Genomic DNA, 24,920 nt, shown 5'->3' with positions numbered 1-24,920 from the left:
AATTGGTTAAAAATACCGGCAAAATGTATTAAATTGATTGTCTTATTTGTGTTCTGCTTTAGGTTTGTGGTAACGCAGAATAGGACAAAAATGAGAAAAGCTATGAAGAACCTGAATATTTGCATCATTGGAGGAGGAAACCTGGGACGGGCCATGGCCGAGGGCTTTTTGAAAGCCGGTTTACCTGCGAAGCAACTGGTGATTACCCGTCGGCGACCGCATTTGCTCGACGACCTGGCAAAGCAAGGTGTTCGTGTTACTGCAGACAACGCCGCTGCGGTGAAAGGAGCCGATTTGGTTATTGTAGCGGTGAAACCTTACCAGGCCGAAGGTGTCCTTCAGGGAATTAGTAGCGCGCTTGTTACCGGGCAGATGGTGGCTTCGCTAATGACAGGCGTAAGTATCGAGAGTCTGAAATCGTGGTTGCCCGAAACCGTGATTCCGTTCCGGGTAATGCCAAATACAGCGATAGCGCTGCAGGAGTCGATGACGTGTATTTCGGCACCTGATTGCAACGATGAGCAAAAAGAGGTGATTCAGGAGCTTTTCGAAACGCTTGGAAAAGTTATCTACATCAATGAAGAGCTGATGGCAGCCGCTACTGTCCTGGGAGCCTGTGGGATTGCGTTTGCTCTTCGATTCATTCGTGCGGCTACGCAAGGTGGAATTGAGATTGGCTTTGGCGCAGAAGTAGCGCAGGAAATTGTTGCTCAGACGGTGAAGGGTGCTACCGAACTCATTCTGCAAACCGGACATCATCCCGAAAGGGAAATAGACAAGGTAACCACACCGAAAGGAATTACCATCTCAGGATTGAACGCGATGGAACATCAGGGATTTTCGTCGGCGTTGATTCAGGGATTACTGGTATCATACAATAAAATTAACAACGGTTAAGTATCCGTCTCCGGAAATGTAAAACCCCCATTCGCCTGAAATTTACTTTTCAGGAAAAAAGGCATTTATCTCATGGCAAACCGCTACTCCAGCATTGTGGTAAAAATTGGAAGCAATCTGCTTACCCGCGAAGACGGTATGCTGAATGTTGCGCGTATGGCGCACTTTGTCGATCAGATTGCTGCGTTGCAAAAAAAAGGTGTCAGGGTGATTCTCGTTTCATCGGGTGCGGTAGCTGCAGGTCGGGCTGAGGTAGAGCCCCAGAAAAAGCACGATACGGTTTCAAGGAGGCAGTTGTGGTCCGCCGTAGGGCAGGTAAAGCTCATCAACCGGTATGCCGACCTGTTCAGGGAGCACGGACTGACGTGTGCCCAGGTTTTAACCACCAAGGAGAACTTCAGCGACCGGCAACATTACCTGAACATGCGTAATTGCATCAACACGTTGCTCGAAAGTGGCGTCGTGCCGGTTATCAATGAGAACGATGCCATTTCGGTTACGGAATTGATGTTTACCGATAACGACGAACTTTCCGGCCTCATTGCTTCCATGATGGATGTGGAGGCGCTGTTTTTGCTGACCAATGTGGATGGAGTATACCGTGGAAACCCGGGCGAACCGGACAGTGAATTGATTCGGCATATTGCTGTTGGCGAAACGGTTTCTGAAGAATTAATTTCTACTCAGAAGTCGAATTTCGGCCGGGGAGGCATGTTAACCAAAAGTTCTATCGCCTCGAAGTTGGCAGGGCAGGGCGTAGCCGTTCATATTGCGAACGGTGTTCATTTAAATATTCTGACTGATTTGATGGAGCTGAACTCGGATTTACCACACACCTGGTTCGAGCCGGAAAAACGGAAATCGAATACAGTAAAAAAATGGCTGGCACACTCCGACGATTTTGCCCGCGGCGAAGTGTTTGTGAACGACGGTGCCCGCGATGCACTGCTTTCCGAACGAGCAACCAGTTTGCTCACCATCGGAATTACCGGTGTTCAGGGACAATTTAGAACCGGCGACATTGTGCGGGTGAAAGATGCTGGTGGAAAGTTGTTGGGACTGGGGAAAGCCGGCTTTTCATCTAAAATTGTGGAGCGTGAGATGGGGTCAAAATATGAAAAGCCATTTATCCACTACGATTATCTCTATCTGGGATAAGAATCATTCCTGCAAAGAACTATAAAAACACAAGGAAAAATAAAACCAACCGGACATGCAGTATCGAGAACAATTTGAGCAGGCGCTTCAGGCGAGTCGGAAACTGAATCTGGTGACGGAAGAGACCATCAATCAGGTGTTGATGGCTGTTGCCGACGAAGCTGTAAAGGAAACGGATTTTATCCTGAAGGAGAACGAAAAAGATCTGCAGCGGATGGCGCCATTCGATCCGAAATATGATCGTCTGAAGCTGACCGCGGAACGAATCGAAGGAATTGCATCCGATATGCGAAGTGTGGCTTCCATGTCATCACCGTTAGGAAAAGTGTTGTCGGAAACAACGCGACCGAATGGATTGCAAATCAAACGAGTCAGTGTGCCTTTTGGCGTCATCGGGATCATTTACGAGGCCCGTCCGAATGTAACCTTCGACGTTTTCTCGCTATGCCTGAAGTCTGGAAACGTTTGTGTGCTGAAAGGCGGAAGCGATGCAGCGGATTCAAATGAAGCTATCGTGTCCATTATTCACCGCGTATTGGAATCGTTCAACCTCGATACTCATATATTGACTTTACTTCCTCCCGGAAGGGAAGCGACGGGTGAATTGCTCAATGCACAAGGCTATGTTGATTTGCTGATTCCCCGCGGGAGTCAGGGACTCATCAATTACGTCCGTGAAAATGCAACCATTCCGGTCATCGAAACGGGTGCGGGAATTTGCCATACGTATTTCGATGAGTTCGGTGATGAAGAGAAAGGGCGCGAGATCATCAACAATGCGAAAACGCGTCGTCCGAGTGTTTGTAATGCGCTCGATTGCCTGATTATCCATGAATCACGTTTGAGCGATTTGCCTTACCTCGCGGAATTACTGCCGGAAAGTCAGGTGGAAATTTTCGCCGACGAACAGGCAATGGAAGCATTGGAAGAGCATTATCCGGAAGATTTATTGAAGCCGGCAACCGAAGAATCTTTCGGAACCGAGTTTCTCGATTATAAGATGGCCATCAAAACCGTAGCGTCTTTCGGGGAGGCGCTCGATCACATTGCCGAATATAGTTCAAAGCACAGCGAAGCCATTATTTCCGAAAATCAGGAGCATCTCGATTTGTTCCGCAAATTGGTCGATGCTTCATCAGTGTATACAAACGCCAGTACGGCTTTTACCGATGGAGCTCAATTTGGATTGGGCGCCGAGATTGGTATCAGTACACAAAAGCTGCATGCCCGGGGCCCGATGGCTCTCGAAGAACTCACCAGCTACAAGTGGCTGATAGAAGGCGACGGACAAATCCGTCCGAAATAATCTCATCAATTATCAAGAATATATAACGAGCTGAAAAAATATATCATGAGGCATTTTACATCCGTACACGATTTACCCGACCTGAACGAAGCGCTGAAAATCGCTTTCGAAATGAAAAAGAATCCTTTTGCTTATCAGCATCTGGGCAAAAACAAAACCATGGTGCTGATTTTCTTCAACTCGAGTTTGCGTACGCGCCTCAGTACTCAAAAGGCAGCAATGAATCTGGGCATGAACACGATGGTGTTGAACGTGAATCAGGATGGTTGGCAGCTCGAATCAGAGTTGGGCATCATCATGGATGGAGACAAACCTGAACATTTGCGGGAAGCGATTCCGGTAATTGGTTCATACTGCGATATCATTGGAGTGCGGTCGTTTGCGCAGTTCAAAAGCAAAGAAGATGATTACCAGGAAAAAATCATCAACCAGTTTATCGAATATTCCGGCGTTCCCGTCGTCAGTATGGAAGCCGCCACACGGCACCCGCTGCAGTCGTTTGCCGATCATGTAACCATCGAGGAATTTAAAACGAAAGAGAAGCCTAAAGTGGTGCTGACCTGGGCTCCACATCCAAAAGCTTTACCGCAGGCCGTTCCCAATTCGTTTGTGGAATGGATGCGTCAAACCGATTATGAACTGGTGGTTACCCATCCCGAAGGATATGAATTAGCGCCTGAATTTATGGGCGATATGAAGGTTGAATACGATCAGAAGAAAGCTTTTTCCAATGCTGATTTTATTTATGCAAAAAATTGGGCATCTTACAGTAGTTATGGACAGGTCCTTTCCCGAGACCGAAATTGGACGGTTGACGAGGGAAAAATGGCTCTGACCAATCAGGCAAAATTCATGCATTGCCTGCCGGTTCGCCGGAATATGGTTGTCTCCGATGGTGTAATTGATAGTCCGGATTCCATCGTCATTCAGGAGGCTGCCAACCGCGAAGTATCGGCACAGGCTGTGCTAAAAATGATACTGGAGGAACTAAAATGATCGAACATCTGACCATCATCAAAGTGGGCGGAAAGGTAGTTGAGGAAGAAGAATCGCTTCAAAGTCTGCTTCGTGATTTTTCGCGCATTGCCGGAAATAAGATTCTGGTACATGGTGGAGGCACCAAGGCGACAGCCATTGGCGAAAAGTTGGGCGTTAAACCGAAAATGGTGGAAGGTCGCCGCGTCACGGATGAAGAAACCCTGGAGGTGGTTACCATGGTATATGCCGGCCTGGTCAATAAAAACCTGGTTGCGAAGCTACAGGCTTTGGGAACCAACGCTCTTGGATTGACTGGTGCCGATTTGGATATTGTCCGTGCCAAAAAACGTCCCGTTGCCGAGGTTGATTACGGCTTTGTGGGCGATGTGGTCAATGTGAATAATCGCATGCTCCGCGAATTGCTGGAGAACGGAGCGGTTCCGGTGGTAGCACCCATTACGCATGACGGCGATGGTCAGTTATTCAATACCAATGCCGACACCATTGCTTCGGAACTGGCTATTGCGTTGAGCTCCAGTTATCGGGTCACACTGATATATTGCTTCGATAAACGTGGCGTGCTGATGGACGAATCAGATGAAGATTCGGTGATTGATGAAATTACCATGGCCGAATTCGAAGAGATGAAATCGACCGGAGCGGTGAATGGAGGGATGATTCCGAAATTAATGACTGGTTTTAACGCCATGAAAAAGGGGGTAAATTCGGTTGTTGTAACCAACGCATCAGCCCTTTCCGGTTCGAAAGGCGGAACCCGCCTGGCACTTTTCCACGAAGAAGAGGAAGAATAAACAAATACACTCATTTGACGCTGCTTCCCGTCCGGGAGGCAGCTGTTTACTTATACTATGAATCTTTCGATTGAAAAACTACACAGCGACGCTTTTGGGTTGCTGCAGGATATGATTGGTATTCCGTCGTTAAGTCGCGATGAGGATGCGGTTGCTACGTTTCTGGAAAATCAGTTAAAGGATTGGGGATTTTCTCCTTTCCGTCAGGGAAATAACCTTTGGCTGAAAAACAGGAACTGGCAGGAGGGGAAGCCCGTTGTGTTGTTCAATTCACATATCGATACGGTGAAGCCGGCCAATGGTTGGACGAATGATCCCTTCACTCCGGTGGTACAAAATGGTAAGCTGACCGGCCTGGGCAGCAATGATGCCGGCGCTTCAGTAGTTGCACAATTAGCAGCTTTCCGCTATTTCGACGAGCTATCGGAATTGCCGTTCAACCTGATTTGGAGCGCTACTGCGGAAGAGGAAATTTCCGGAACCAATGGCGTCGCTTCTATTTTAGACGAGCTGGGACCGATCGATTTGGGATTGGTGGGCGAACCTACCGGGATGAATCTGGCCATCGCCGAAAAAGGGTTACTGGTCATCGATGCGGAAGCGGTTGGCAAGACCGGGCATGCTGCCCGCAACGAAGGTGTGAATGCCATCTACAAAGCGCTGGACGATATTCAGCATCTTTTGGATTTTAAATTTCCGGAAGAATCACCCGTTTTGGGACCGGTGAAGACGACCGTAACCCAAATCGAAGCCGGTCATCAGCACAATGTTGTTCCCGATAGTTGTAAGTTCGTCATCGATGTTCGGACCAACGAATGTTACTCCAATGAAGAAGTTTTCGATAAGCTTTCCGGTCTGCTCGAAAGCAAACTAACGGCTCGTTCTTACCGACTCAACTCTTCGGGCATTCCACTCGATCATCCATTGGTGAAACGCGGTGTTGAGCTGGGACTGGAAACCTACGGTTCTCCAACAACGTCCGATCAGGCGGTTATTCCCTACACTACCGTGAAAGTTGGTCCAGGCGATTCGGCTCGTTCGCACACGCCCGATGAATACATTCTGGAAGAAGAGATTCGGAATGGAATCGATATTTACATCCGGTTACTGGAAGATTTAAAACTTACCTGATTCAGACTTTCTCCTGTTTTTCGTAAACCATGATGGATTCTTTTCGTTAAACGGAGTGAACGAAAGAAGAAGATCATTATGTCACTTACTTTTTCAAGAATGTTTCCGCTGGGCGGGAAAGCGCCGGCATTTGAGTTGCCTGATACCGTTTCGGGTAAGAATATTTCACTAGACGAAATCCAATCTGATATAGCTACGGTTGTGATGTTTATTTGCAATCACTGTCCGTATGTAAAGCACGTGAACCACGAAATCACGGCCATCGCCAACGAATACGGAGCTAAAGGTATTAGCTTTGTTGGTATCAGCTCCAACGATGTGGATAACTATCCCGATGATGCGCCGGAATTGATGAAGGAGACAGCCGCGAAAGAAGGTTACCCATTCCCGTATCTGTACGATGAATCGCAGGAAGTAGCTAAGGCTTACATGGCAGCTTGCACTCCCGATTTTTACGTGTTTGACAAGGATTTAAAATGTGTATATCGCGGACAGATGGACGAAGCTCGTCCGAAGAATGATGTACCCGTAACCGGAGAAGATTTGAGAGCAGCGCTCGATGCAGTTCTTAATGGAAAGCCGGTTTCGGAAGATCAGAAGCCTTCAGCCGGATGCGGCATCAAGTGGAAGAATCCGCCAAATTTATTTAAAACCGGTTCCTAAGCCGGCTATTTTTTTCGGTAATACCGGAGAAGATCAACTTCCGGATGGATAGTATCAGATTCTCCGCAAAGGAGACGTGCAAATTCGCGCGCGAAAAAGGGGGTCAGCATAGCACCTTTTGAGCCTAATCCATTAAAAATACCGATTTCCGGAGTATCTGGATGCAAACCAACAACGGGCCGTCGGTCGTGTGTTGTTGGCCGAATGCCGGCTCGTTTCCCGGTTATGGAATAAGGAACTTTGACAATCTTCTCCATCTTTTCGGTTAGCTCAGTTGTCGCTTCGTCGTCGGGATTTGTATCTTGAAAATCCCAGCGGTAAGTAGCGCCAGCCCGAAAACGATTTTCACCCAGCGGCAACACAAACATTCCCTTATTGACCATGTTGGTAAGTTCCAGATCGGGAATATTCAAATCCAGCACCTGACCTTTGGTGTGTTTAAATTTAACAGCCTGAAAGAATGGATTGTCGCTGGCGCGGAATCCCTGGCAGAAGATGATTTTCTGCGCCGTGATGTTTTTCCATTGCACCTTTCCGGTTTCCCGGATAACGTCATCGGTGTCCAGTTTTTCACTGATAAAGTGATTCTCCTGAATCAGAAATTCCCGGAAACGGTCGATTAGTAATGGCAAATCGGCCCGGAAGGCGTTAAAAACTTTGCCAATTCCATAAGGAGCTTCTATGCCGTCTTTCTGAAAAGTGATATCCGGTTCGGAATGAATGTAGGACTTCAAATTGTTTTCAATAGATTTAGTTAGCCAGAACGAACCTTCTTCCTTGCCTAAAATTTTGTCAATCTTCAACGGATGCAGCAGTTGGCAGGAGAGGAGTTGCTCCAGTTCGCGGTAGGTTTCTTTCAGGACTGGAAAAAGATCATCCACCAACCATGATTTTGTCAGGCGGCGAAAAACAACCGGATTGATGATTCCGGCAGCTACGCGACTGGCTTTTTCACCGGAAGGAGAATCAACTACCACGAAATCTTTTCCGCGTCGGTGCAATTCAAATGCAAGCATGGTTCCGGCCAGTCCCTGGCCAACAATCAGGTATTCAATATCCCGGAGTGAGCGATTTTGTTCTTTTTCATTCATCACTCCATACATACCATCAAAGTAGAAAATTGTTTGCGTCGTCGACAAATAAATCCGCAAGAAACCAGCGACGATACCTTGAATTAAACGGCCTCACAGAGAACAACGGCACCGGATATTTCGTAATTTTGAGGTTTGGATAAACGGTCTGTAGCTCAGCTGGCAGAGCAGCTGACTCTTAATCAGCGGGTCCAGGGTTCGAATCCCTGCAGACCGACACAAAAATGAAAAGCCTGTAAATCTCACGACTTACAGGCCTTTCTGTTTTTAGCTATCAGAAATGTTTATGGTTAGGGACAAGGTTCGCGGTAGCTTATTTGTATTTGGTTATCCGTTCGTCGTCGATTACTCCGCTCCAGTTCATGCCATAGGCAAAATCGTACGTGTGACCTTCCGAATCAACATAGCATTCCATGTCGCGCGGAACATCTTCCTTTTGCTCTTCCACAGTTTTCATATTGGCCGGCATTTGGAAAGGCAGCAAAGCTGAAGGCTCTGCGGCTCCGGACAGAATATCCATGATCGCCTGGTCCTGTACTCCCATGTGAATGAGGATGGCATTCGAATTCTTTTCGATTTCCGAGAAAACCATCGGCTTGGAAACTTTGATAACAACCACAACCGGCTTGACACCCATTTTGGCTTTGGTGTCGTTCACCATTCCCATATCGAATTGATTGTGGGTGGTGACGGTTTTCCCTTTATAGGTCCGGTTCGTGAAATCCTCGAACGGACTGCCGCCGGCAATACTCGGGTCGCGTGCATATTCGGCTGTGTATTCTCCATACTTCAGGCTGATGGGCAGGTACCCGTTTCCGCCTTTTTTCAAATCCTCACGATCGTAGCCAACTCCGCCGTCGGGGCTTTCGATGCCGACGAGCGCGAAGTCTGCTTCTTCAGGATTGTCAACCACCTCGAAATATTTATTGACAATATCCATATTGAACGGATATTCCTTTTTCTCGGGTGTTGAAAAGCCAAACCAGTTTTTACCCGCAGGTGTGTAACGAATCGGTACATACACTTTCAGTTGCTTTTTCACCGGAAGGATGTGATTCTGGTTTTTCAGCAGGATAATGGAACGAAGCTGAGCATCATAACCAGCCTTCATGAATTCCGGATTACCGACGATTTTTTCAGTTTCGGCTACGTTCAGATAAGGATTTTCGAACAAGCCTACCCGGAAAATATTTCGTAGCAGGCGTACGGCCGACTGTTCGAAACGTTTTCGCATGTATTCTTCACCATGTTCGGCGACGCCCATTTTATATGCTTCGATGACGGGACCCATTTCGTTGTTCCCGCCAAACTGGTCGACCCCGGCCTCGATGGCTTTGTAATGACGTTGTGCTTCGCTCAGATTTTCAACGCCCCAACATTTCCCCTGAAACAGGTCGACAGCCTGCACATCTTTGGTGATCATCCAGTCAGTACAAACCACACCATCGTAGCCGTATTTGCCACGAAGCAGATCGGTAATCAGGTATTTACTGTAGCTGTTTCCTACATTTTCTCCATTGACCGTATCCTGATTAAAGGAAATAGTGTAGTAAGGCATTACGGCTGACGCCATTTCGGTCGGTCCATTCAGTTTGAAAGCGCCTTCGGTAAAAGGCTTCAAGTGATCTTTCAGGTTGTTTCCCGGATAAACGGCATATTCACCATAGCCAAAATGTGCATCGCGGCCACCTTCTTCCGGACCACCGCCCGGCCAGTGTTTTACCATCGCATTCACGCTCTTGTAACCCCATCCGTTGGCAATTTCATCTTTGCCAGTGGAAGTTTGGAAACCATCGACATAAGCCCGGGCCATATCGGTTGTCAAATCGGGATCTCCTCCCATGGTTCCGTCAAAGCCGCTCCAGCGAGGTTCTGTTCCCAGGTCGATTTGCGGCGAAAGAGCTGTCGCAATTCCCAACGCGCGATATTCCGCGGAAGCGATTTCACCAAACTGTTTCATCAAACCTGGGTCGAACGAAGCAGCAATGCCGACAGTCCCCGGCCACATGGAGATTTTTCCTCCGGAGCCAGCATTGTATTCGGCGTTTGAAACACTGGTGTGACGCGGATCAGAACTGTTGTTTATGGGAATTCCCATGCCAATACCTTCGACCAGCGCCTGGGCATTATTGTTCCACTGGGCCGCTACGCCCGGACTTTCCACGGTAGTAATAAGAACATGCCGTAGGTTATCATCCGTCAGGAATTTTTTCTGTTCATCAGATAAATCGCTGGGTTTGGCACCGCTCTCGTCGAATGATTTACCGTTATAAGTCGATGTGAAAAAGCCACCCGGTCGTCCGGGAATTGCCTGGTGAGCGCTATAAAGCATTAGCCCTGCGATTTGTTCTATGGACATTTTTTCGGCCAGATCTTTCGCCCGCTCGTCAACCGGAAGTCGCCAATCTTCATATTTGTCGAGCTGACCGTTTTTATTGAGATCCTTGAAACCCAATCGATCAACAGTGAGTAGTTGAATGCCGGAACTGGGAGAATAGCCAACGGTAGCTCCTTCCTGATTATGGACGAGCACAAAATCACCTTTGTCTTCAGTGGTGTATTTTGGGCTACATCCTGAGATACCGATAGTGAGTACAAACAGGGAAAGCGAGACTATTTTCGTGAAAGATTTCATAATGTTAAAGTTGATTGCTTACGGGCTGTTAACTGTTTCTAACAAATGAAGCATTGGCCAGGTAGTCGAAGCATTGTTTTACTCCTTCAAACTGGGTCATGCCTTTTTTCACTTTCTCCAGTTCTACGTAATATGAATTCAAACCGTTTTCGTAAGCCTTGTTGAAGATATTTTCGAAGTTCATCATCCCCGACTGGCCCAGGACTTCCCGATCTTTGATATGTAATACCGGGAAACGGTCCGGATATTTTTCGAAATATTCCAACGGATCGTTTTGTCCCATTACGGTCCAGTACACGTCCATTTCAAAGAACACCAAATCCGGATTGGTCCCGTTCAGCATCAGGTCATAAATGACATCGCCGACCGGCATCCACCACGGAGCATTTTTCTTTTTGTCTTCTTCCGTAAGAATACGCTTGAATTCCATGTGGTGGTTGTGATAACCCCATTTTATACCGGCATCTTTGGCGATTTCTCCAGCCTGGTTGAAAACGTCACAAACCAGGGCGGCATCGTCATGATTTTCGATTTTGGGCATTCCGGGTTGAACCAGTGTAGTGGCTCCCAGTTTCACATGGTCTTCCACGGTTTTCTTCCAGAAATCGGCTACCTGACCGACGTTTCCTTTATTGTACTCGCGGGTTGTTGGATTAACGTGAGAACTACGGATTTCCAGACCGGCATCCTCCACAATCTTGCGATACTCATCCATGCCGTATTGCCCCATTTTTCTGTCGCGGTAGCCGGCCAGCTCGATGTAACTGTAGCCCATATCGGCTATTTTTTTCATTCCCTTAGGAACATCATCGGTCAGCTCTTTTCCCAGCGAATAGATCTGCAAGCCAACTTTCTTGGAAGGGCCGGCCATCTTACTCAATGTTTTGGATGCGAATGCGGGAGCAGCACTTCCGCCCAACATTCCTCCAACAGTAATCAGCGAAAGCTTTTTTAGAAACTCGCGTTTTGTTGTCATGGTATTTTTAGTTTAGGTTAGTTGAAAAACAAGTTATTGTTGTGTTTGCAAATGGTGTTAGTTAGTAATTCATCAGGTATTAAATATCAATGCGTCTGAATGACGCAGTAATAATTTAACATTCTGGAAAATAAAAGAAAAATGACCGGAAAATGCCTGAGTTTAACTGGAACTAATCAAAATGAAAAAGTGGCTTCCGGTCATTTTAATTCGTTAGATTAGATTTCTGGCTTCCCGATCCGGGTCATCTTTTACCTCGGAGCGGTCGTTCAAAATCATGGTTTCGCCTTTTTCGACCGTATAGCGTGGCCATTCGGGCAGTCCTCCACCATTGGGATTTCCGGTTTTCATGAACTGAAGCAATGTTCCGGACATCTTATCCGACAACATTCTCGGGCGTTTTCCACCTCCGCTGTGCGTTAGCATGAGGTCGGTGTTCGCGAACCAGAACGAGATATCGAGACAATGGAAAGCCCGCATGCGGTTATCGAACAGTGGCGGTTGCCAACCAAACCAGGCTACGTAAACCGGCGCTTTTTGATTGGCCTTGGCATTAGCCGTCTCGATGACCCCTTTGCGGTTGCTGCTAATCATGATGGCCAGTTCTACCGGTTTGGCATCCGGGAACGCTTTGGCGTAAGCAGCATACACTTCCGGGGCTTTATCACCCAATCCACCGCCAAACCCAGCCCATTCTTTCAGCATTTCAATGGCTTTGTCGGCTGTCATTTTTTCCAGCTCCGGATTGGTCCGGCTCATGGCCCACTCATGGAACGTACTGCTAATAAGCATCGGCACATCCGAAGAAAGTCCGTTTGCTTCGGTATAGAATTTTCCTTTCGGAATATTTTTTCCATCGGCTACGGGCGCGAAACCGCCTCTGAATCCTCTGTTTTCACCCGTATCTTCCCTCATTTTTTTAAGAGCCTTGTTGGCGAGAATAATATAGTCCTTCCAGGGCATCTCCTGTAATTTGTCTATTTCGGAAGATGTCAGATTGGCTTCTTTCAAAACGTATTCTCCCAGTTTCCTGGAATAGTTTTGGTCCATCGCCTCGGTGGTCGAGCCACTCAGGGGAACTGCTTTGTGGAACGTACCTTTTGCATCGGGCATCGCAGTGAGAATACAAACTTTAGCACCTCCGCCGGATTGTCCCATGATCGTTACACTACGAGGATCTCCGCCAAAATTGGCGATGTTATTTTGTACCCATTTCAGTGCGGCGACCATATCGAGCGCGCCCACGTTACCCGAATCGGCATATTTTTCTCCACCTACACCAGACAAATCAGAGAAACCGATGGGACCAAGGCGATGATTTATCGATACAAAAACAGTATCGCCTTTGCGACTGAAATTTTCGCCGTCGTAGCCATCCTGCTCAATACCGTTACCGTTGGTGTAACCTCCTCCGTGTAACCAAACCAATACCGGCCGTTTCTTTTTATCGATGGCTGGAGTCCAGATGTTCAACTTGAGGCAATCTTCACTCACATCATCGTAATTCCAGTGGTCGACAAACGAAGCATAAGCGTTCGCATACCGGCCATCCATGATTTGCGGAGCCGTATTTCCCCACCAAACGGCAGGCAGAATTTCTTTCCATGGTTCCGGTTTTTGTGGCGGCATAAAGCGGTTCTTTCCACCTGTATCGGCTCCGTACGGAATTCCACGAAATTGGTGTATTCCACGAAGAATAAAGCCTCTAACCTTACCGTATTCTGTTTCTGCTATCGCGATATCGTCGCCAATAAAGAGTTGCTGGTCATCGTCGTTCACTGAAGGTTGTTCGGTTGCCATTCCTGAAAAAGGAAGAGACGCCAGGCTGGCACCGGCTGCTCCGGCACCTAATGTTTTGAAAAAACTACGTCGGTTTGTTTTCATGAACTGGTTAGTTTTAATGTTTTTCAGGTTCATTTTGTAAACCATTAATAATCAATACCACTTCTTCTAATACAATTAGGGTTCAGTATCTGGTTGATTATTAATGGTCCGGAGTATATAGGTTTACATTAAGGCAATCTTTTTTTGAAGTTTAATATCGGACACATTGGCGCCAACCTGTAATTCGATATTACAAAGGTCGTCGGCCCAGGTCTGTTTAGCTTCATTCCAATATTGAAGGCTTTTTACCGGTATATTCAGCTTAACTGTTTTACTTTCTCCCGGTTTTAAAGTCACTCTAGAGAATGCTTTAAGCTCTTTATTCGGCCATTCGACGGATGGATTGATACGATGGACATATGCCTGAGCAACTTCGTCGGCTGCTACCGAACCGCTATTCTTCATTTTGAATGAAACAGTTATAACATCATCCTTTCCGTAGGTATCCTTGGTGGTTTTCAAATCTGTGTACTCAAAATTTGTGTAGGTAAGACCGTAACCAAAAGGATACATTACAGGAATATTCTTTGTGTCGAACCAGCGGTAACCTACCAGCGATTCTTCTGAATAGATGGCCGTATTCGGATCGTTTTTTAAGTCTTCTTCCGATGCAGCGCCTTTCGATTTTTCCACTTTCTCAGTTTGTGAAACCAGATCGGCAAAGATATCGGCACCTTTTTTCCCTTGCGGATAATTACCTAAGGCATAAGCCGGCGAATCTTCGAGCTTAATGGGAAGGGTAAATGGCAAACGACCACTCGGCGAAATATTTCCTACCAACACATCGGCCAACGCATTTCCACCTTCCGTGCCGTTAAACCATGAAATAAGCAATGCTTTAGAAACAGGTTTTACAACATTGAGGTCGTTAGGTGCGCCACTTGTGAGTACCGTAATAATATTGGGGTTTACCTTGGCAATTGCCTGAATTAAATTATCCTGTCCTGACGGAAGTTTAATGTCTTTCCTGTCTCTTCCTTCACTTTCCACGGCCCTGTTGTCCCCACCGATGAATAACACAATATCAGCTTTTGATGCTACATCTACGGCTTCTGCGGCTAATTTTTTGGCTGTGATTTCTTTTTCGCGGGCTTCTTTTTCAAGTTCCTCAGGTGTTTTTTTCTTGAAAAAATCAGCGAAATTGAAAACAATCGGTTCGTATCCTTTTGCATAAATCAATTCGGCTTTATCTCCAATTTTGTTTTGCAGGCCCTCAAACGGTGTTACTTCATACAAGGTTTTAACACCTGCCCCCATTCCGCCAAGTCCCATGGTTTGTTTGGCGTTGGCTCCAATAACTGCAATTACAGGTTTTTTGCTAAGATCTAACGGAAGTGAACCGTCATTCTTCAACAATACAATTGATTTGCAGGCTACATCGTAAGCAATTTTCTGCTGTGCCGGTTGAGAAGTCATTTCCTGGTTGGCTTCTTCTTTCGGGATTGGCTTAATGGCCAGTCTGACCCTGAGTATTTCGCGAACACGCTGATCAATTATGTCCTCCGATACCAATCCTGTCTTTACAGAATCAAGCAAAGCCTTGCCAAGGTATTTTTGAGTGGGCATTTCAACATTAAGACCGTTGGTAATGGCATCAACAGTGCTGTGTGTACCATTCCAGTCGGAGATTACCATGCCGGCAAAGCCCCATTGGTCACGTAAAATCTTATTCAGTAATATATCATTTTCGGCACACCACCAGCCGTTCACTTTGTTGTAAGCGGCCATAATGCCATATGCATCAGCCTCTTCAACTGCCGCTTTAAACGGAGGCAGGTAGATTTCGCGCATGGCACGTTCACCGACAATTACATTTACGGTTCCCCGGTTGTTTTCCTGGTTGTTCAGCGCATAGTGTTTTAAGCAGGCTGCGACGCCGTTATCCTGAACTCCTTCGGTATAACCAACCGATAGTCTTGAGCTTAAAAAAGGGTCTTCACTCAAATATTCATAAGTGCGCCCTCCGGTTGGGATACGTTGAATATTGATGGCCGGTCCAAGAATCATATCTTTTCCGCGCAAGCGTGCTTCCCTGGCCATTCCGGTGCCATAAGCATAAGCTAGTTCCGGGCTCCAGGTTGCGGCCAGTGCCGATCCGGTCGGGAAAAAAGTAGCTTTGTCCTTTTCCCATCCTAAGGGCATCCAACCATCGGGCTGCATTTCTTCGCGGATACCAAACGGTCCGTCGGCATATATCATGTCGGCTATTCCCAAACGCTCTACACCAGCCGAAACAAACATGTGCTTGGCATGCAGCATGTTTATTTTTTCTTCCAACGTCATTTGTTTGATAATGCCGTCAATCTGCTTATCGTATTTTAATAAAGCTGATTGATGAACGCTTTTGCCTAAACAATTTACCGACGAGATTGCAATAAGGATTGCAACACATAAAACATTTTTGACATTCATTTTCATCATCATTTTAGTTTAGAATTTCTCTCCACATTTTAAGCACCGTTTTGTAGCGGTCGTTTATCACTGAACATTGGGTATCGATTCTCATGAGCGGGCGGGTGCTCAGATTATAAGCAGGCCAGGCTGGTTGTCCTTTTGCTGAAGGGACACTCGTCCGGGCGAAGGAAGTCCACAGTTGGCACATGTTGTCCGAAGCAGCAAAACGCTCAGCCCGATTTCCAGCCATACCGGAACTTCGGTGACCCGATTTATCCAGCACATTATCGATGTTGTGAAACTTAAAAGGAATGTCCATCGCGTGCATCGATCCAAATTCATAATCCGTACCCGGAACCTTCAGATCCGATTTGTACCCGAAGTTGTAGAGATACGCCGGCGCACCTTCCTGTTGTGTTTTCCTTTCGGCGATGGTAATGGAGCCCAATCCCATTATCAGGATGGAGCGAATGGCAATGAAAAGTTGAGTTGGTGTGGCTTTGGGATAAGCTTCCCGGTAGGTGTCGACAACCAATCGTGCTTTATCTCCCAGAATGGACTCAATTCGTTGATACAATTTTTCCTCCGTTAGTTGGAAGGCTTCTGTGTCGCCAGAGAACATGGCAAAAAAGATAAATTCATCTTCGTTCCAACCGACCAACAACGGTTTTTCTTTCGAAAGGGAAGGGGCTACCGGATCAAACGGATGAGTAGGTAGGACCACTCCGTCCACCACCGGACCGAACCCACCTTTGCCGGCTGCACCAATGCCATGGAAACCCGCTATTTGAGAGAGGTCTCCCATCTTTTGCAGTTGCTCTTGCGCATCGAGAAGTACCGAAGGAGGAAGTTTTAGGAGTTTTCTCCAGTCGTTACGTGCTATTCCCAGTTGTTTCAGTAACAACTCGGTGGTTTCAGCTGCGACATCAGCTGTTTTCATCATTACACCCGGTCCGCTTTCGATGGAGGCTTTATGAAAATAGGGAGCCGCTTCGGGCATGGCATAGAGACAGGATGTTTTCAATCCGCCACCTGATTCACCGAAGATCATGACATTGTTCGGATCGCCTCCAAACGCAGAAATATTCTCATTCACCCATTTCAGCGCGATAGCGATATCCTGAACACCGCGATTTCCGGAACCGGCATATTCATCACCGGCAATTTGGTCGAGGTAAAGATATCCGAGCAAACCCAGCCGGTGATTAGTGGCAACCACCACGACATCGTACATTCTGGCGAGGTTAGAACCATCCTGAGCCACACTTCCGGCGGAGCCGTGCGTATAACCACCTCCGTGACTGTATACCATTACCGGCCGCTTCTTGTTATCGTTGGCGGGAGTCCAGATATTGAGTGTCAGGCAATCCTCTGCCGGATCTGGTTCATCGATGCCGTACGTTTGGTTAGGACTCTGAATAGAAGGAGGTCCCAGTCGTTTAGCTTCTCTCACTCCGGTCCATGCTTTTAACGGGGCTGGCGTTAAAAAACGCCGTTCTCCGGAGACACTTCCTGCGTAAGGGACGCCTTTGAAAATATTTACGCCTTCCGTTCTGCTTCCGAGAAGTTTTCCATAAGCCGTTTCAACTTCTACATCGGTATACGAAAAAGACAATGAAGAATAAGCGAGAGGAGGCAAAGCGAGTGCCGGAAGAATTCCAAATGCTGTTCGACGGAAAAATTCTCTTCTGGTAAGGTCGTCCATCTTAAGTTCAGTTAGTTTGGTTTTAGGTGTTGCCGATAAATCAATGCTTCTTTGCCAGAATGCTGATCGATTTCAGCACAGGCAAAGAAGCATGGGTTGAGAGACTATATTGGTAAACTATAATCCAGTGTGGTATTTCTTATGTTTTTCACAATAATGAGATTGCGAATTAGGTGTTTAGTTGAATAGTTTGGGAGCAAACTCAGAGAGATAAATGCGCCAGTTTTTCCAGATATGGCCTCCATCGCTTTCGCGGTAGACGTATGACATTCCCATTGCATCCAGTTTTTCTCTGTATTCCTTTACATACTTGTATAGGAAGTCCTCTTTCCCGATACCAATCCAGTAGAGTTTATAACCGTTTTCCATCTGTTTCTTCAATGTCGCGTCAAAATCGGCATACACTTTTGACTGAACTTTTGGATCGGGCATGATGGCCGGGGAGAAAAGTCCGACATAGTCGAATGTGTTCGGATAATAGCGGGAAATATGCAGCGAATGAAAACCGCCCATGGAAAGTCCGGCAATAGCACGTCCGGCTTTGTTGGCCTGCACGCGGTAGTTGCTTTCGACAAAGTTAATGATGTCCTTGAACGTTGCTTCGTATTGGCCATCCATGGTGTGTGGCAGTTGCATTGTTGGTTTATAAAATCCTTTAGGCGACTCGCCCGGAGCCGCTTGCTGGGCCACATTCCCGTTAGGCATCACCACAATCATTGGTTTGGCTTTTCCCTGGGAAATCAGGTTGTCCATGATTTGCGCGGTTCTTCCCAGTGCAATCCAGGCTTCCTCATCGCCACCCATGCCGTGAAGCAGGTATAAAACAGGGTATTTCTCTTTGCTGTTTTCGTAGCCCGGAGGCGTATAGATGGTCATCCGGCGGGTCGTATTATTTCCTGGCGAATCATACCAACATCTGGCTACCCTTCCGTGCGGGACATCATTGATTTTGTACAAATCGGCCTGACCGCCGTCAATCAGAAAAACATTGAATACCGATGCCACATCGCGAATCAGGTAAACATTGTTTGGGTCGGTTGTTTTTACGCCGTCGATAATGGCGTTGTAGCTATATAATTCAGGAGATAAAACATCCGTAGTGTATGTCCATATTCCGGCAGTGTCTTTGGTCATATCGGCCGACCCCGGAATCCATCCCTGTCGGGGCATCCAGTCGCCTGATAATTTAACGTCTTTGGCATCGGGAGCCTGAATACGAAATGTAACGGTGTGGTCTTTATTGATTTCAGGAGATACGATGTTGGGGCCTCCCCACAACGCTTGTTGCGCCATGGATGAAAAACTCATCAGGAGCAAAGTAATCAGGAATAGAAAAAGTTGGTTTCTCATTTGTTTCATGATTAGGTTGAGTATTTATTTATGAATTAGATTTATTTGATAAAGGGACAAATACAGGGGTGAGGACAATTATGTCCGGAGTGACGAAATCGGAGAGATCGCTTATCAAAAACTGATAATAAATGGTTTGGTTAGTCTCGTTAGTAATCATGTGTCTCAGATAATTTTCTGTTAGACTATGATATTCTCATTGTGTTTAATTAACACAATAAAAATATTTAAAAAAATTACTGCTGGATTATATCAATTTAAGTTAATTGAATTTTGGAATCATTATAAACAAAAAAGGGCTCCAAATGCAGGAGCCCTTGTGGTGGAAAACATGTCAGCTTTGGTGTCGAGGTAAAATCCTCAAATCAGAGTTGGTAAACTTTGGCTTCGTAAGGTCTCAACGATAATGGATTTTCATTTTCAGCTGTTCCCGAGTAGTTGCCAATTAGTTGTTTGGCATTCTTCATGTTTACCGGAATATGAGCTTCTGCCTGGTGGTCAGTGAAGTTGAGCAGAATCAACATTTTCCGGCCGTTGAGTTCACGGGTATATGCATACACGTTGGGATTGTCCTGATCGAGTAATTCATATTTTCCGTAAACCATTATGAGGTTGTTTTTCCGGAACTGAACCATTTTGCGGAAATAGTTGAGGGTAGAATTGGGATCTTTTTCTTCCACTGCTTCATTCACCGTTTTGTAATTCGGGTTTACTTTTATCCACGGTGTCCCGGAAGTAAAACCAGCATTGGCTGTTGTATCCCATTGGAAAGGCGTCCGGCCGTTATCACGCGCAATCATCTTTTCGTTGTTCAGGAAACGCTGCAAGTCACCACCGGTTTCCTTGATGTGCTCATAAATATGCAGGGTTTCGATGTCCCGGTAATCGCTGATGCTGTCGAATTTGATGTTGTCCATTCCCAGTTCATCACCAAAATAGTAGTAAGGAGTTCCGTGCATTGTCAACAGAAAAGTTGTCAGCATCTTTGAAGAGAGCTCGCGGTATTCCGGTGAATCATTTCCCCAGCGGGTAACCATTCTGGGCATATCGTGATTACCCAGGAAAATGGTGCCCCAGCCTCTTTCACCGTAAACGCTATCCCATTTGGTGTAAATCTTTTTGAACTGTACCAGGCTGACTCCGTTGGAATCCAGGTCGCGGTACTCTCCACCTTTTAAACCAAGTCCCATCACTTCAAAGTTGTACAGCATGTTCAGCTCCTGACGCTTCGGATCGACGAAATTCATGGCTTCGTCGCTGGTGACGCCAGCACCTTCGGCTACCGTCATGATATCGTAGTGACTCAGCACTTTCTGGTTCATTTCATGCAAATACTGGTGCAGATGTGGTCCGTTAGCGTAGTAATGCAGGAAGTTACCGTGGTATTTTTTCGGAAGTGGAGGGAAGGTCGTATCCTTTGAAATAAACGGAATCACATCCATGCGGAAACCGTCGATTCCTTTGTCGAACCAATAGCGCATCATGCTGTATATTTTCTTACGCACCTCAGGATTTTCCCAATTCAAATCGGGTTGTGAACGAGCGAAGTAGTGCAGATAATAGGCATTGGTGGTCGAATCGTATTTCCACGCATTGTTGTCAACATCGAAATAGCTGTACCGTTTGGCAGGTTTTCCCTTTTCGGCCGGCCACCAGTGGTAGAAATTCCGGTAAGGATTGGTGCGCGAACTGCGTGATTGTTTGAACCATTCGTGTTCGCTACTGGTATGATTGACAACCAGGTCGAGTACGAGTTTCAGGCCACGACGGTGCATGCCGTTCAGCAAACTATCGAAATCGGCCATCGTCCCGAATTCTTTCATAATTTTTCGGTAATCGCTGATGTCGTAACCATTGTCATTGTTGGGAGAGGCGTAAATTGGGTTCAGCCAAATAACATCAACGCCCAGACTTTTGATGTAATCGAGCTTGGAGATAATTCCCTTTAGATCACCAACGCCGTCTCCATTACTGTCCTTGAAACTTCGCGGATAAATCTGGTAAACAACGGCCTCTTTCCACCATTTGCGGTTTGGAATGGATTGGTCATCCTTTTTCGTGGGTGACTGGCATGCTGCCATGGCTGTTAAAATGGCCACCGTCAGCAGAGCAAAATATTTTCTGACTTTCATAAAAAAATGATTTAAATTAACATAAGAACAAGTGCTAGCTAAACTATTTGTGATGAACGATGGTAAAGGTTTTCTTCTCGGGACCAACACCTGTGATGGTCAGCTTTTTCCATTGCAAAGGCAGGCATGGCGTATGTTGGACAATGCCCTGTCTGGTGATTTCCAATCCGGCAAAGCCGAAGATGACAGCCTGAAGCATTCCCCCGGCACCCGTAGCAAAATATGGGTTGTCGCTGGTCGCTGATTCAGCCAGAGCGCCAAACGGAGGTCGCTTGTTGGGAACATAGGCCTTCTTGAACATCCGGAAAGCCTCTTTGGCATTTCCCAGGCGGGAATAGAGAATCGACACGATTGAATGTCCCATGGCCGGTCCCTCTTTTGCCATTTTCGGTTCGTAGTAAGCCAGGTCACGGCGAATGGCTGCAGTGTCGGTTTCAATTTGAAGCGGATACGCGAGCAAATTAACATCGGCCTGTTTGATGATCTCCCCGTTGTAAGTTTTGTGTTCTTTGGTGACACCATCCGGGAAATAGTAGAAACGTAGATTGGAAGCCACTTTTTCCCATTGAGAATTGGGCTTTTCATCGAGTAACTCAGCTGCTTTCTCTGCATAACGCATCACCGTTTGTGCCGAGCCATTGGTAAAGGCGTTGTCATCCACGTTAGGCGCAAATTCATCTGCTCCCACCACGTTGTTGATGGAGTAGGAGCCATCAGAGTTTTTAACCGCACGACTGGCCCAGAAATCGGCTGTCGCTTTGATAACCGGGTAGCCGGTATCTTTTAGCCATTCTTTATTTCGGGTGACCCGGAAATAGTTCCAGAAGGCAATTCCTACATCAGCTGTGATGTGTTGCTCGAAAGCCCCGGTTAAAGCAAAAGTTGGTGTGGCCTCTTCTCCGGTATCATCCGATTCCCAGGGGAACATTGCGCCTTTGTATCCATAGTCAGATGCTTTTTGTTTGGCTTTGTCCAGACGAGCAGCCCGGTAGTTCAGGAGGGAACGGGCAATTCCCTGATTGAATACCAGCAACGGCGGATACATCCATATTTCGGTGTCCCAGAATACGTGACCGTTGTAACCTTGCGATGAGAGTCCCATTGGCGACAGGCTGAGATTGGAATCATCACGGGAAAAAGCATACAAATGGTAGAGGGCCAAACGGATGTCGCGCTGCGATTCCAGGTCGCCCTCCACCTGAATATCTCCCTGCCAGAGTTGATGCCACAGGTGGATGTGTTGGTCGATGGCTGCTTGTTTGTTTCCCCGCATGATGTAGATAGCCATTCGTTCTGACTCGCTTTGCGGATCACTGAAGTTTTTCGACGTACAAACAGCACCGGCCCAGGCAAAATTCAAAGTTTTGCCGCTTTTTAGTTCCCGGGAGAAAGTGAGAGAATGCTCAAATGGCGATTGAACCGATTCTGTCAACGCGGGTTCCTCGTTGTCGTTGAAAACGAACGTCGCGGTGGTGGCCAGTTTTTGTTTCCCGGTAGGACTTAGTGCCACAGTCTGCAATAAAGGCATCCGGATTTCATTGTCCTGAGGCGTTTTAAAAACTTGTACCACATGATTATAATCCTTCGGACAAGTGATTTGTCCGGATACCGAGATTTTGATGTCTTTTTTCAGTGCCTGTACGTTGACGTCCATCATACCGGCGTATGGCATTCCGCGTAAAGCGTAAATGGTGTAAGAAATGGTTGCTTTGTCCTTGAATTGAAAAGAGGTGGTCAGCTTTGCATCTTTCATATTCAGGACCTGTTTCCAACGAGAGATGTTTTTTGCAGTGACTGTATCGCCGTCAATCACCATATTTAAGTTGGCAAAGTTGATTCCCAGCAACACCCGGCTGGTGATGAGGCGATCCTTTTTGTTGTACATGTACTCATCGAACACGTTGTTCAGGACGATCGACTTTACGCTGAATGGTGCAGCAGATGGTACAAGTCCGATTCGGCCGTTGGCCAAGGATATGCCAACATAATTGGTAGTATCGGTTGCGGTAATCTGCCAACCTTCCTGCTGTTCGTTTGATGCTTTAGATACATTGCTTCCGATTACCAGAATGAGAAGCGACAGAAGAACATATTTCATGATGGAAGTAAGATTTCGTTTGTGGGCAGTGAACCCAAAAAGGTCAGCGCCGTACTTGTTGGCTATTCCTAATCGGCCATGAAAGGCTCAGGTCAAAACAAGAGCTGCCCCATCTCGGGGCAGCATCTTTCTATTAATCCACTTATGAAATTGTCCCGGATTAATAACCAGGATTTTGAGTCAGATTTGGATTGATATCCACTTCCGATTGTGGAATCGGGTAGATTTCTTTCGATGCATCTGTTACAGGTTTTTCCTGCCATGCATCAGTGAATTTGCCAAAGCGGATCAGGTCCTGACGACGTAAGCCTTCCCAATACAGCTCGTAACCACGTTCTTTTAGAATGTCATCAAGCGTGAGTGATGTATACTGCGGTAAGGTTTTGCCCTGGGCGCTTCTTTTTGAACGGAGATAATTCACATCGGCCAAAGCTGAAGCTTCGTCACCCATTCTCAATTCTACTTCAGCTCTCATGAGATAGATGTCCGAGATACGCATGATCGGAACATCGTTTGGCGAAGAAAATTGATTTTGCGTGTCAGGATTCGGAGCAAATTTTACCACCCGAATACCTGCGTTTTCAGGCGAACTTTGCAGGTTGATTTCCGGAACGAAGACCAACGGGTCACCATTACGCTGCTTTAAAGCAGTTCCATCCAGTCCATACTGTTGTCCAACCAAAAATCCCTGATTGAAACCGGTTTCACTTTTGATCCTGTCATCGTAAAAACGAGCATCATTTTGTTTATCCCAGGTATCGAAGAAAGTTGACGTTGTTGATGGGCCGTTCCATGTACTGGTAATGTTGCCAAAGGTCTGGCTGTAGTGCAGGGTGAAGTTAACCCAAACACTACCACTTCCCATGTCAACATTGTCATCCATCGGGACGCGAAGAATGATTTCAGGATTCTCGGTAACATCCTTTTGGAACATGGTCCAGTAGTCATCTGCTACGGCATAATCCGGGTCATTGATCAGTTGATCGCAATAATACTTGCAGCTATCCCATTTTGCCTCACCGGTATAAACTTCGTAGTTCAGATACACTTTGGCCAGAAGTGCCTCTGCCGCACCCTGGGTAACCCTGGCAGATCCAACGTCTGATTTGGTTTTCAGATTGGGCAATATTGCTTTCAGTTCCGAGACGATGTAATTAACTGCTTGTTTACGGTTGAGTACTTCAGGAACAGCCGAAAAATCAAGGTCATCGGCCTGACGGAACGGAACTTGTCCGTAAAGGTCATCAATCAGGTACATATAGTAAGCACGCAAGAATCTTGCTTCATTGATATCCAACTTCGTAGTCTCATCCTGAGGGAACTGACCGATGTAATGAATTGCCGTATTGGCACGGGAGACACCCTGGGTTAAAGCATTCCAAACATTACTAACACGGATATGATCAGGCGTCCAGGTTTGCAGGTGTAGTTGCTGCCACGCTCCGTTATCATACCAGTCGGAACCACGGGTAGGGACAATAACTTCGTCCGTTGACATTTCCTGAAGAGCCCAGTAGTCAAACCATTCGATTGTATGTCTTAAGCTTGCATATGGAGGATTGATTAATGCCTGAACGTTGGAAGGGTCGTTTACCAGGTTGGTACCCAATTGTTCATCCAGCACGTTTTCCTGGAGATTGGTACAGGCCATCGTTCCCAATAAGAAAAGCACTGCACTATATTTAATTAATTTAAGCTTTTTCATTTGTC

Annotated in this window: 17 protein-coding genes and 1 tRNA gene; 8 read left to right on the top strand and 10 right to left on the bottom strand. The window is 46.6% G+C overall.

From position 1 onward, the window contains the following. Positions 1–102: 102 nt before the first annotated feature. The 7 genes from proC (at position 103) to AC060N_RS17125 (ending at position 6,945) form a co-directional block, all read left to right on the top strand. Positions 103–897, top strand: a complete 795-nt coding sequence (proC, locus tag AC060N_RS17155) for a pyrroline-5-carboxylate reductase (protein ID WP_479524845.1) — start codon at positions 103–105, stop codon at positions 895–897. A 72-nt stretch (positions 898–969) separates the two neighbouring features. Beyond that, positions 970–2,055 carry a glutamate 5-kinase gene (gene proB, locus AC060N_RS17150; protein ID WP_479524844.1) on the top strand — a complete coding sequence of 362 codons (1,086 nt, stop codon included), beginning with the start codon at positions 970–972 and terminating at the stop codon, positions 2,053–2,055. Between the two features lie 55 nt (positions 2,056–2,110). Beyond that, the gene (locus tag AC060N_RS17145) at positions 2,111–3,361 is read left to right on the top strand and encodes a glutamate-5-semialdehyde dehydrogenase (RefSeq protein WP_479524843.1); all 1,251 of its coding nucleotides are present in this window, start codon (positions 2,111–2,113) and stop codon (positions 3,359–3,361) included. Between the two features lie 45 nt (positions 3,362–3,406). Then, positions 3,407–4,357, top strand: coding sequence for an N-acetylornithine carbamoyltransferase (locus tag AC060N_RS17140; RefSeq protein WP_479524842.1), 951 nt, complete (start codon positions 3,407–3,409; stop codon positions 4,355–4,357). Further along, on the top strand, positions 4,354–5,151 hold the full coding sequence (gene argB, locus AC060N_RS17135; protein ID WP_479524841.1) for an acetylglutamate kinase: 798 nt from the start codon (positions 4,354–4,356) through the stop codon (positions 5,149–5,151). Before AC060N_RS17140 ends, argB begins: the two co-directional genes overlap by 4 nt. 57 nt (positions 5,152–5,208) lie before the next feature. Then, entirely contained in the window at positions 5,209–6,282 is a 1,074-nt protein-coding gene (locus tag AC060N_RS17130; RefSeq protein WP_479524840.1) for a M20 family metallo-hydrolase, read from the top strand. A 78-nt stretch (positions 6,283–6,360) separates the two neighbouring features. Next, positions 6,361–6,945 (top strand): thioredoxin family protein, encoded by a 585-nt coding sequence (locus AC060N_RS17125; protein WP_479524839.1) that lies wholly within the window; start codon positions 6,361–6,363, stop codon positions 6,943–6,945. Between the two features lie 5 nt (positions 6,946–6,950). Here AC060N_RS17125 and AC060N_RS17120 read toward each other — a convergent pair whose 3' ends face one another. Then, positions 6,951–8,036 (bottom strand): NAD(P)/FAD-dependent oxidoreductase, encoded by a 1,086-nt coding sequence (locus AC060N_RS17120; RefSeq protein ID WP_479524838.1) that lies wholly within the window; start codon positions 8,034–8,036, stop codon positions 6,951–6,953. 144 nt (positions 8,037–8,180) lie between these two features. On the opposite strand from AC060N_RS17120, the gene AC060N_RS17115 reads away from it, so the two are divergent. Further along, positions 8,181–8,253, top strand: a tRNA-Lys gene (locus AC060N_RS17115). A gap of 96 nt (positions 8,254–8,349) precedes the next feature. On the opposite strand, the gene AC060N_RS17110 is transcribed toward AC060N_RS17115, so the two are convergent. The 9 genes from AC060N_RS17110 to AC060N_RS17070 form a co-directional block, all read right to left on the bottom strand. Further along, the gene (locus AC060N_RS17110; RefSeq protein WP_479524837.1) at positions 8,350–10,671 is read right to left on the bottom strand and encodes a glycoside hydrolase family 3 protein; all 2,322 of its coding nucleotides are present in this window, start codon (positions 10,669–10,671) and stop codon (positions 8,350–8,352) included. 28 nt (positions 10,672–10,699) lie between these two features. Continuing rightward, positions 10,700–11,647: a sugar phosphate isomerase/epimerase family protein gene (locus AC060N_RS17105; protein WP_479524836.1), complete on the bottom strand. Its 948-nt coding sequence runs from the start codon at positions 11,645–11,647 to the stop codon at positions 10,700–10,702. Positions 11,648–11,860: 213 nt separating this feature from the next. Beyond that, positions 11,861–13,531 carry a carboxylesterase/lipase family protein gene (locus AC060N_RS17100; RefSeq protein WP_479524835.1) on the bottom strand — a complete coding sequence of 557 codons (1,671 nt, stop codon included), beginning with the start codon at positions 13,529–13,531 and terminating at the stop codon, positions 11,861–11,863. A 123-nt stretch (positions 13,532–13,654) separates the two neighbouring features. Next, on the bottom strand, positions 13,655–15,808 hold the full coding sequence (locus AC060N_RS17095) for a glycoside hydrolase family 3 C-terminal domain-containing protein (RefSeq protein ID WP_479524834.1): 2,154 nt from the start codon (positions 15,806–15,808) through the stop codon (positions 13,655–13,657). 148 nt (positions 15,809–15,956) lie between these two features. Continuing rightward, entirely contained in the window at positions 15,957–17,630 is a 1,674-nt protein-coding gene (locus AC060N_RS17090) for a carboxylesterase/lipase family protein (protein WP_479524833.1), read from the bottom strand. A 177-nt stretch (positions 17,631–17,807) separates the two neighbouring features. Then, positions 17,808–18,980 carry an esterase gene (locus AC060N_RS17085; protein ID WP_479524832.1) on the bottom strand — a complete coding sequence of 391 codons (1,173 nt, stop codon included), beginning with the start codon at positions 18,978–18,980 and terminating at the stop codon, positions 17,808–17,810. 365 nt (positions 18,981–19,345) lie between these two features. Continuing rightward, positions 19,346–21,112 carry a glycoside hydrolase family 13 protein gene (locus AC060N_RS17080; RefSeq protein WP_479524831.1) on the bottom strand — a complete coding sequence of 589 codons (1,767 nt, stop codon included), beginning with the start codon at positions 21,110–21,112 and terminating at the stop codon, positions 19,346–19,348. 43 nt (positions 21,113–21,155) lie between these two features. Continuing rightward, the gene (locus AC060N_RS17075; protein ID WP_479524830.1) at positions 21,156–23,210 is read right to left on the bottom strand and encodes a glycoside hydrolase family 65 protein; all 2,055 of its coding nucleotides are present in this window, start codon (positions 23,208–23,210) and stop codon (positions 21,156–21,158) included. Between the two features lie 160 nt (positions 23,211–23,370). Continuing rightward, on the bottom strand, positions 23,371–24,915 hold the full coding sequence (locus AC060N_RS17070; RefSeq protein WP_479524829.1) for a RagB/SusD family nutrient uptake outer membrane protein: 1,545 nt from the start codon (positions 24,913–24,915) through the stop codon (positions 23,371–23,373). Positions 24,916–24,920: the final 5 nt, after the last annotated feature.

Source organism: Prolixibacter sp. DSM 2831 (genome assembly GCF_056493735.1).
The sequence above is the reverse complement of the archived record's forward strand: the minus strand, read 5'-3'. Positions and strand labels throughout refer to the sequence as shown.

What these genes read in the sequence shown, in the direction of transcription:
- proC (WP_479524845.1), top strand. Translation starts at nt 103, where the DNA reads ATGAAGAACCTGAATATTTGCATCATTGGAGGAGGAAACCTGGGACGG.
- proB (WP_479524844.1), top strand. Translation starts at nt 970, where the DNA reads ATGGCAAACCGCTACTCCAGCATTGTGGTAAAAATTGGAAGCAATCTG.
- AC060N_RS17145 (WP_479524843.1), top strand. Translation starts at nt 2,111, where the DNA reads ATGCAGTATCGAGAACAATTTGAGCAGGCGCTTCAGGCGAGTCGGAAA.
- AC060N_RS17140 (WP_479524842.1), top strand. Translation starts at nt 3,407, where the DNA reads ATGAGGCATTTTACATCCGTACACGATTTACCCGACCTGAACGAAGCG.
- argB (WP_479524841.1), top strand. Translation starts at nt 4,354, where the DNA reads ATGATCGAACATCTGACCATCATCAAAGTGGGCGGAAAGGTAGTTGAG.
- AC060N_RS17130 (WP_479524840.1), top strand. Translation starts at nt 5,209, where the DNA reads ATGAATCTTTCGATTGAAAAACTACACAGCGACGCTTTTGGGTTGCTG.
- AC060N_RS17125 (WP_479524839.1), top strand. Translation starts at nt 6,361, where the DNA reads ATGTCACTTACTTTTTCAAGAATGTTTCCGCTGGGCGGGAAAGCGCCG.
- AC060N_RS17120 (WP_479524838.1), bottom strand. Translation starts at nt 8,036, where the DNA reads ATGAATGAAAAAGAACAAAATCGCTCACTCCGGGATATTGAATACCTG.
- AC060N_RS17110 (WP_479524837.1), bottom strand. Translation starts at nt 10,671, where the DNA reads ATGAAATCTTTCACGAAAATAGTCTCGCTTTCCCTGTTTGTACTCACT.
- AC060N_RS17105 (WP_479524836.1), bottom strand. Translation starts at nt 11,647, where the DNA reads ATGACAACAAAACGCGAGTTTCTAAAAAAGCTTTCGCTGATTACTGTT.
- AC060N_RS17100 (WP_479524835.1), bottom strand. Translation starts at nt 13,531, where the DNA reads ATGAAAACAAACCGACGTAGTTTTTTCAAAACATTAGGTGCCGGAGCA.
- AC060N_RS17090 (WP_479524833.1), bottom strand. Translation starts at nt 17,630, where the DNA reads ATGGACGACCTTACCAGAAGAGAATTTTTCCGTCGAACAGCATTTGGA.
- AC060N_RS17085 (WP_479524832.1), bottom strand. Translation starts at nt 18,980, where the DNA reads ATGAGAAACCAACTTTTTCTATTCCTGATTACTTTGCTCCTGATGAGT.
- AC060N_RS17080 (WP_479524831.1), bottom strand. Translation starts at nt 21,112, where the DNA reads ATGAAAGTCAGAAAATATTTTGCTCTGCTGACGGTGGCCATTTTAACA.
- AC060N_RS17075 (WP_479524830.1), bottom strand. Translation starts at nt 23,210, where the DNA reads ATGAAATATGTTCTTCTGTCGCTTCTCATTCTGGTAATCGGAAGCAAT.
- AC060N_RS17070 (WP_479524829.1), bottom strand. Translation starts at nt 24,915, where the DNA reads ATGAAAAAGCTTAAATTAATTAAATATAGTGCAGTGCTTTTCTTATTG.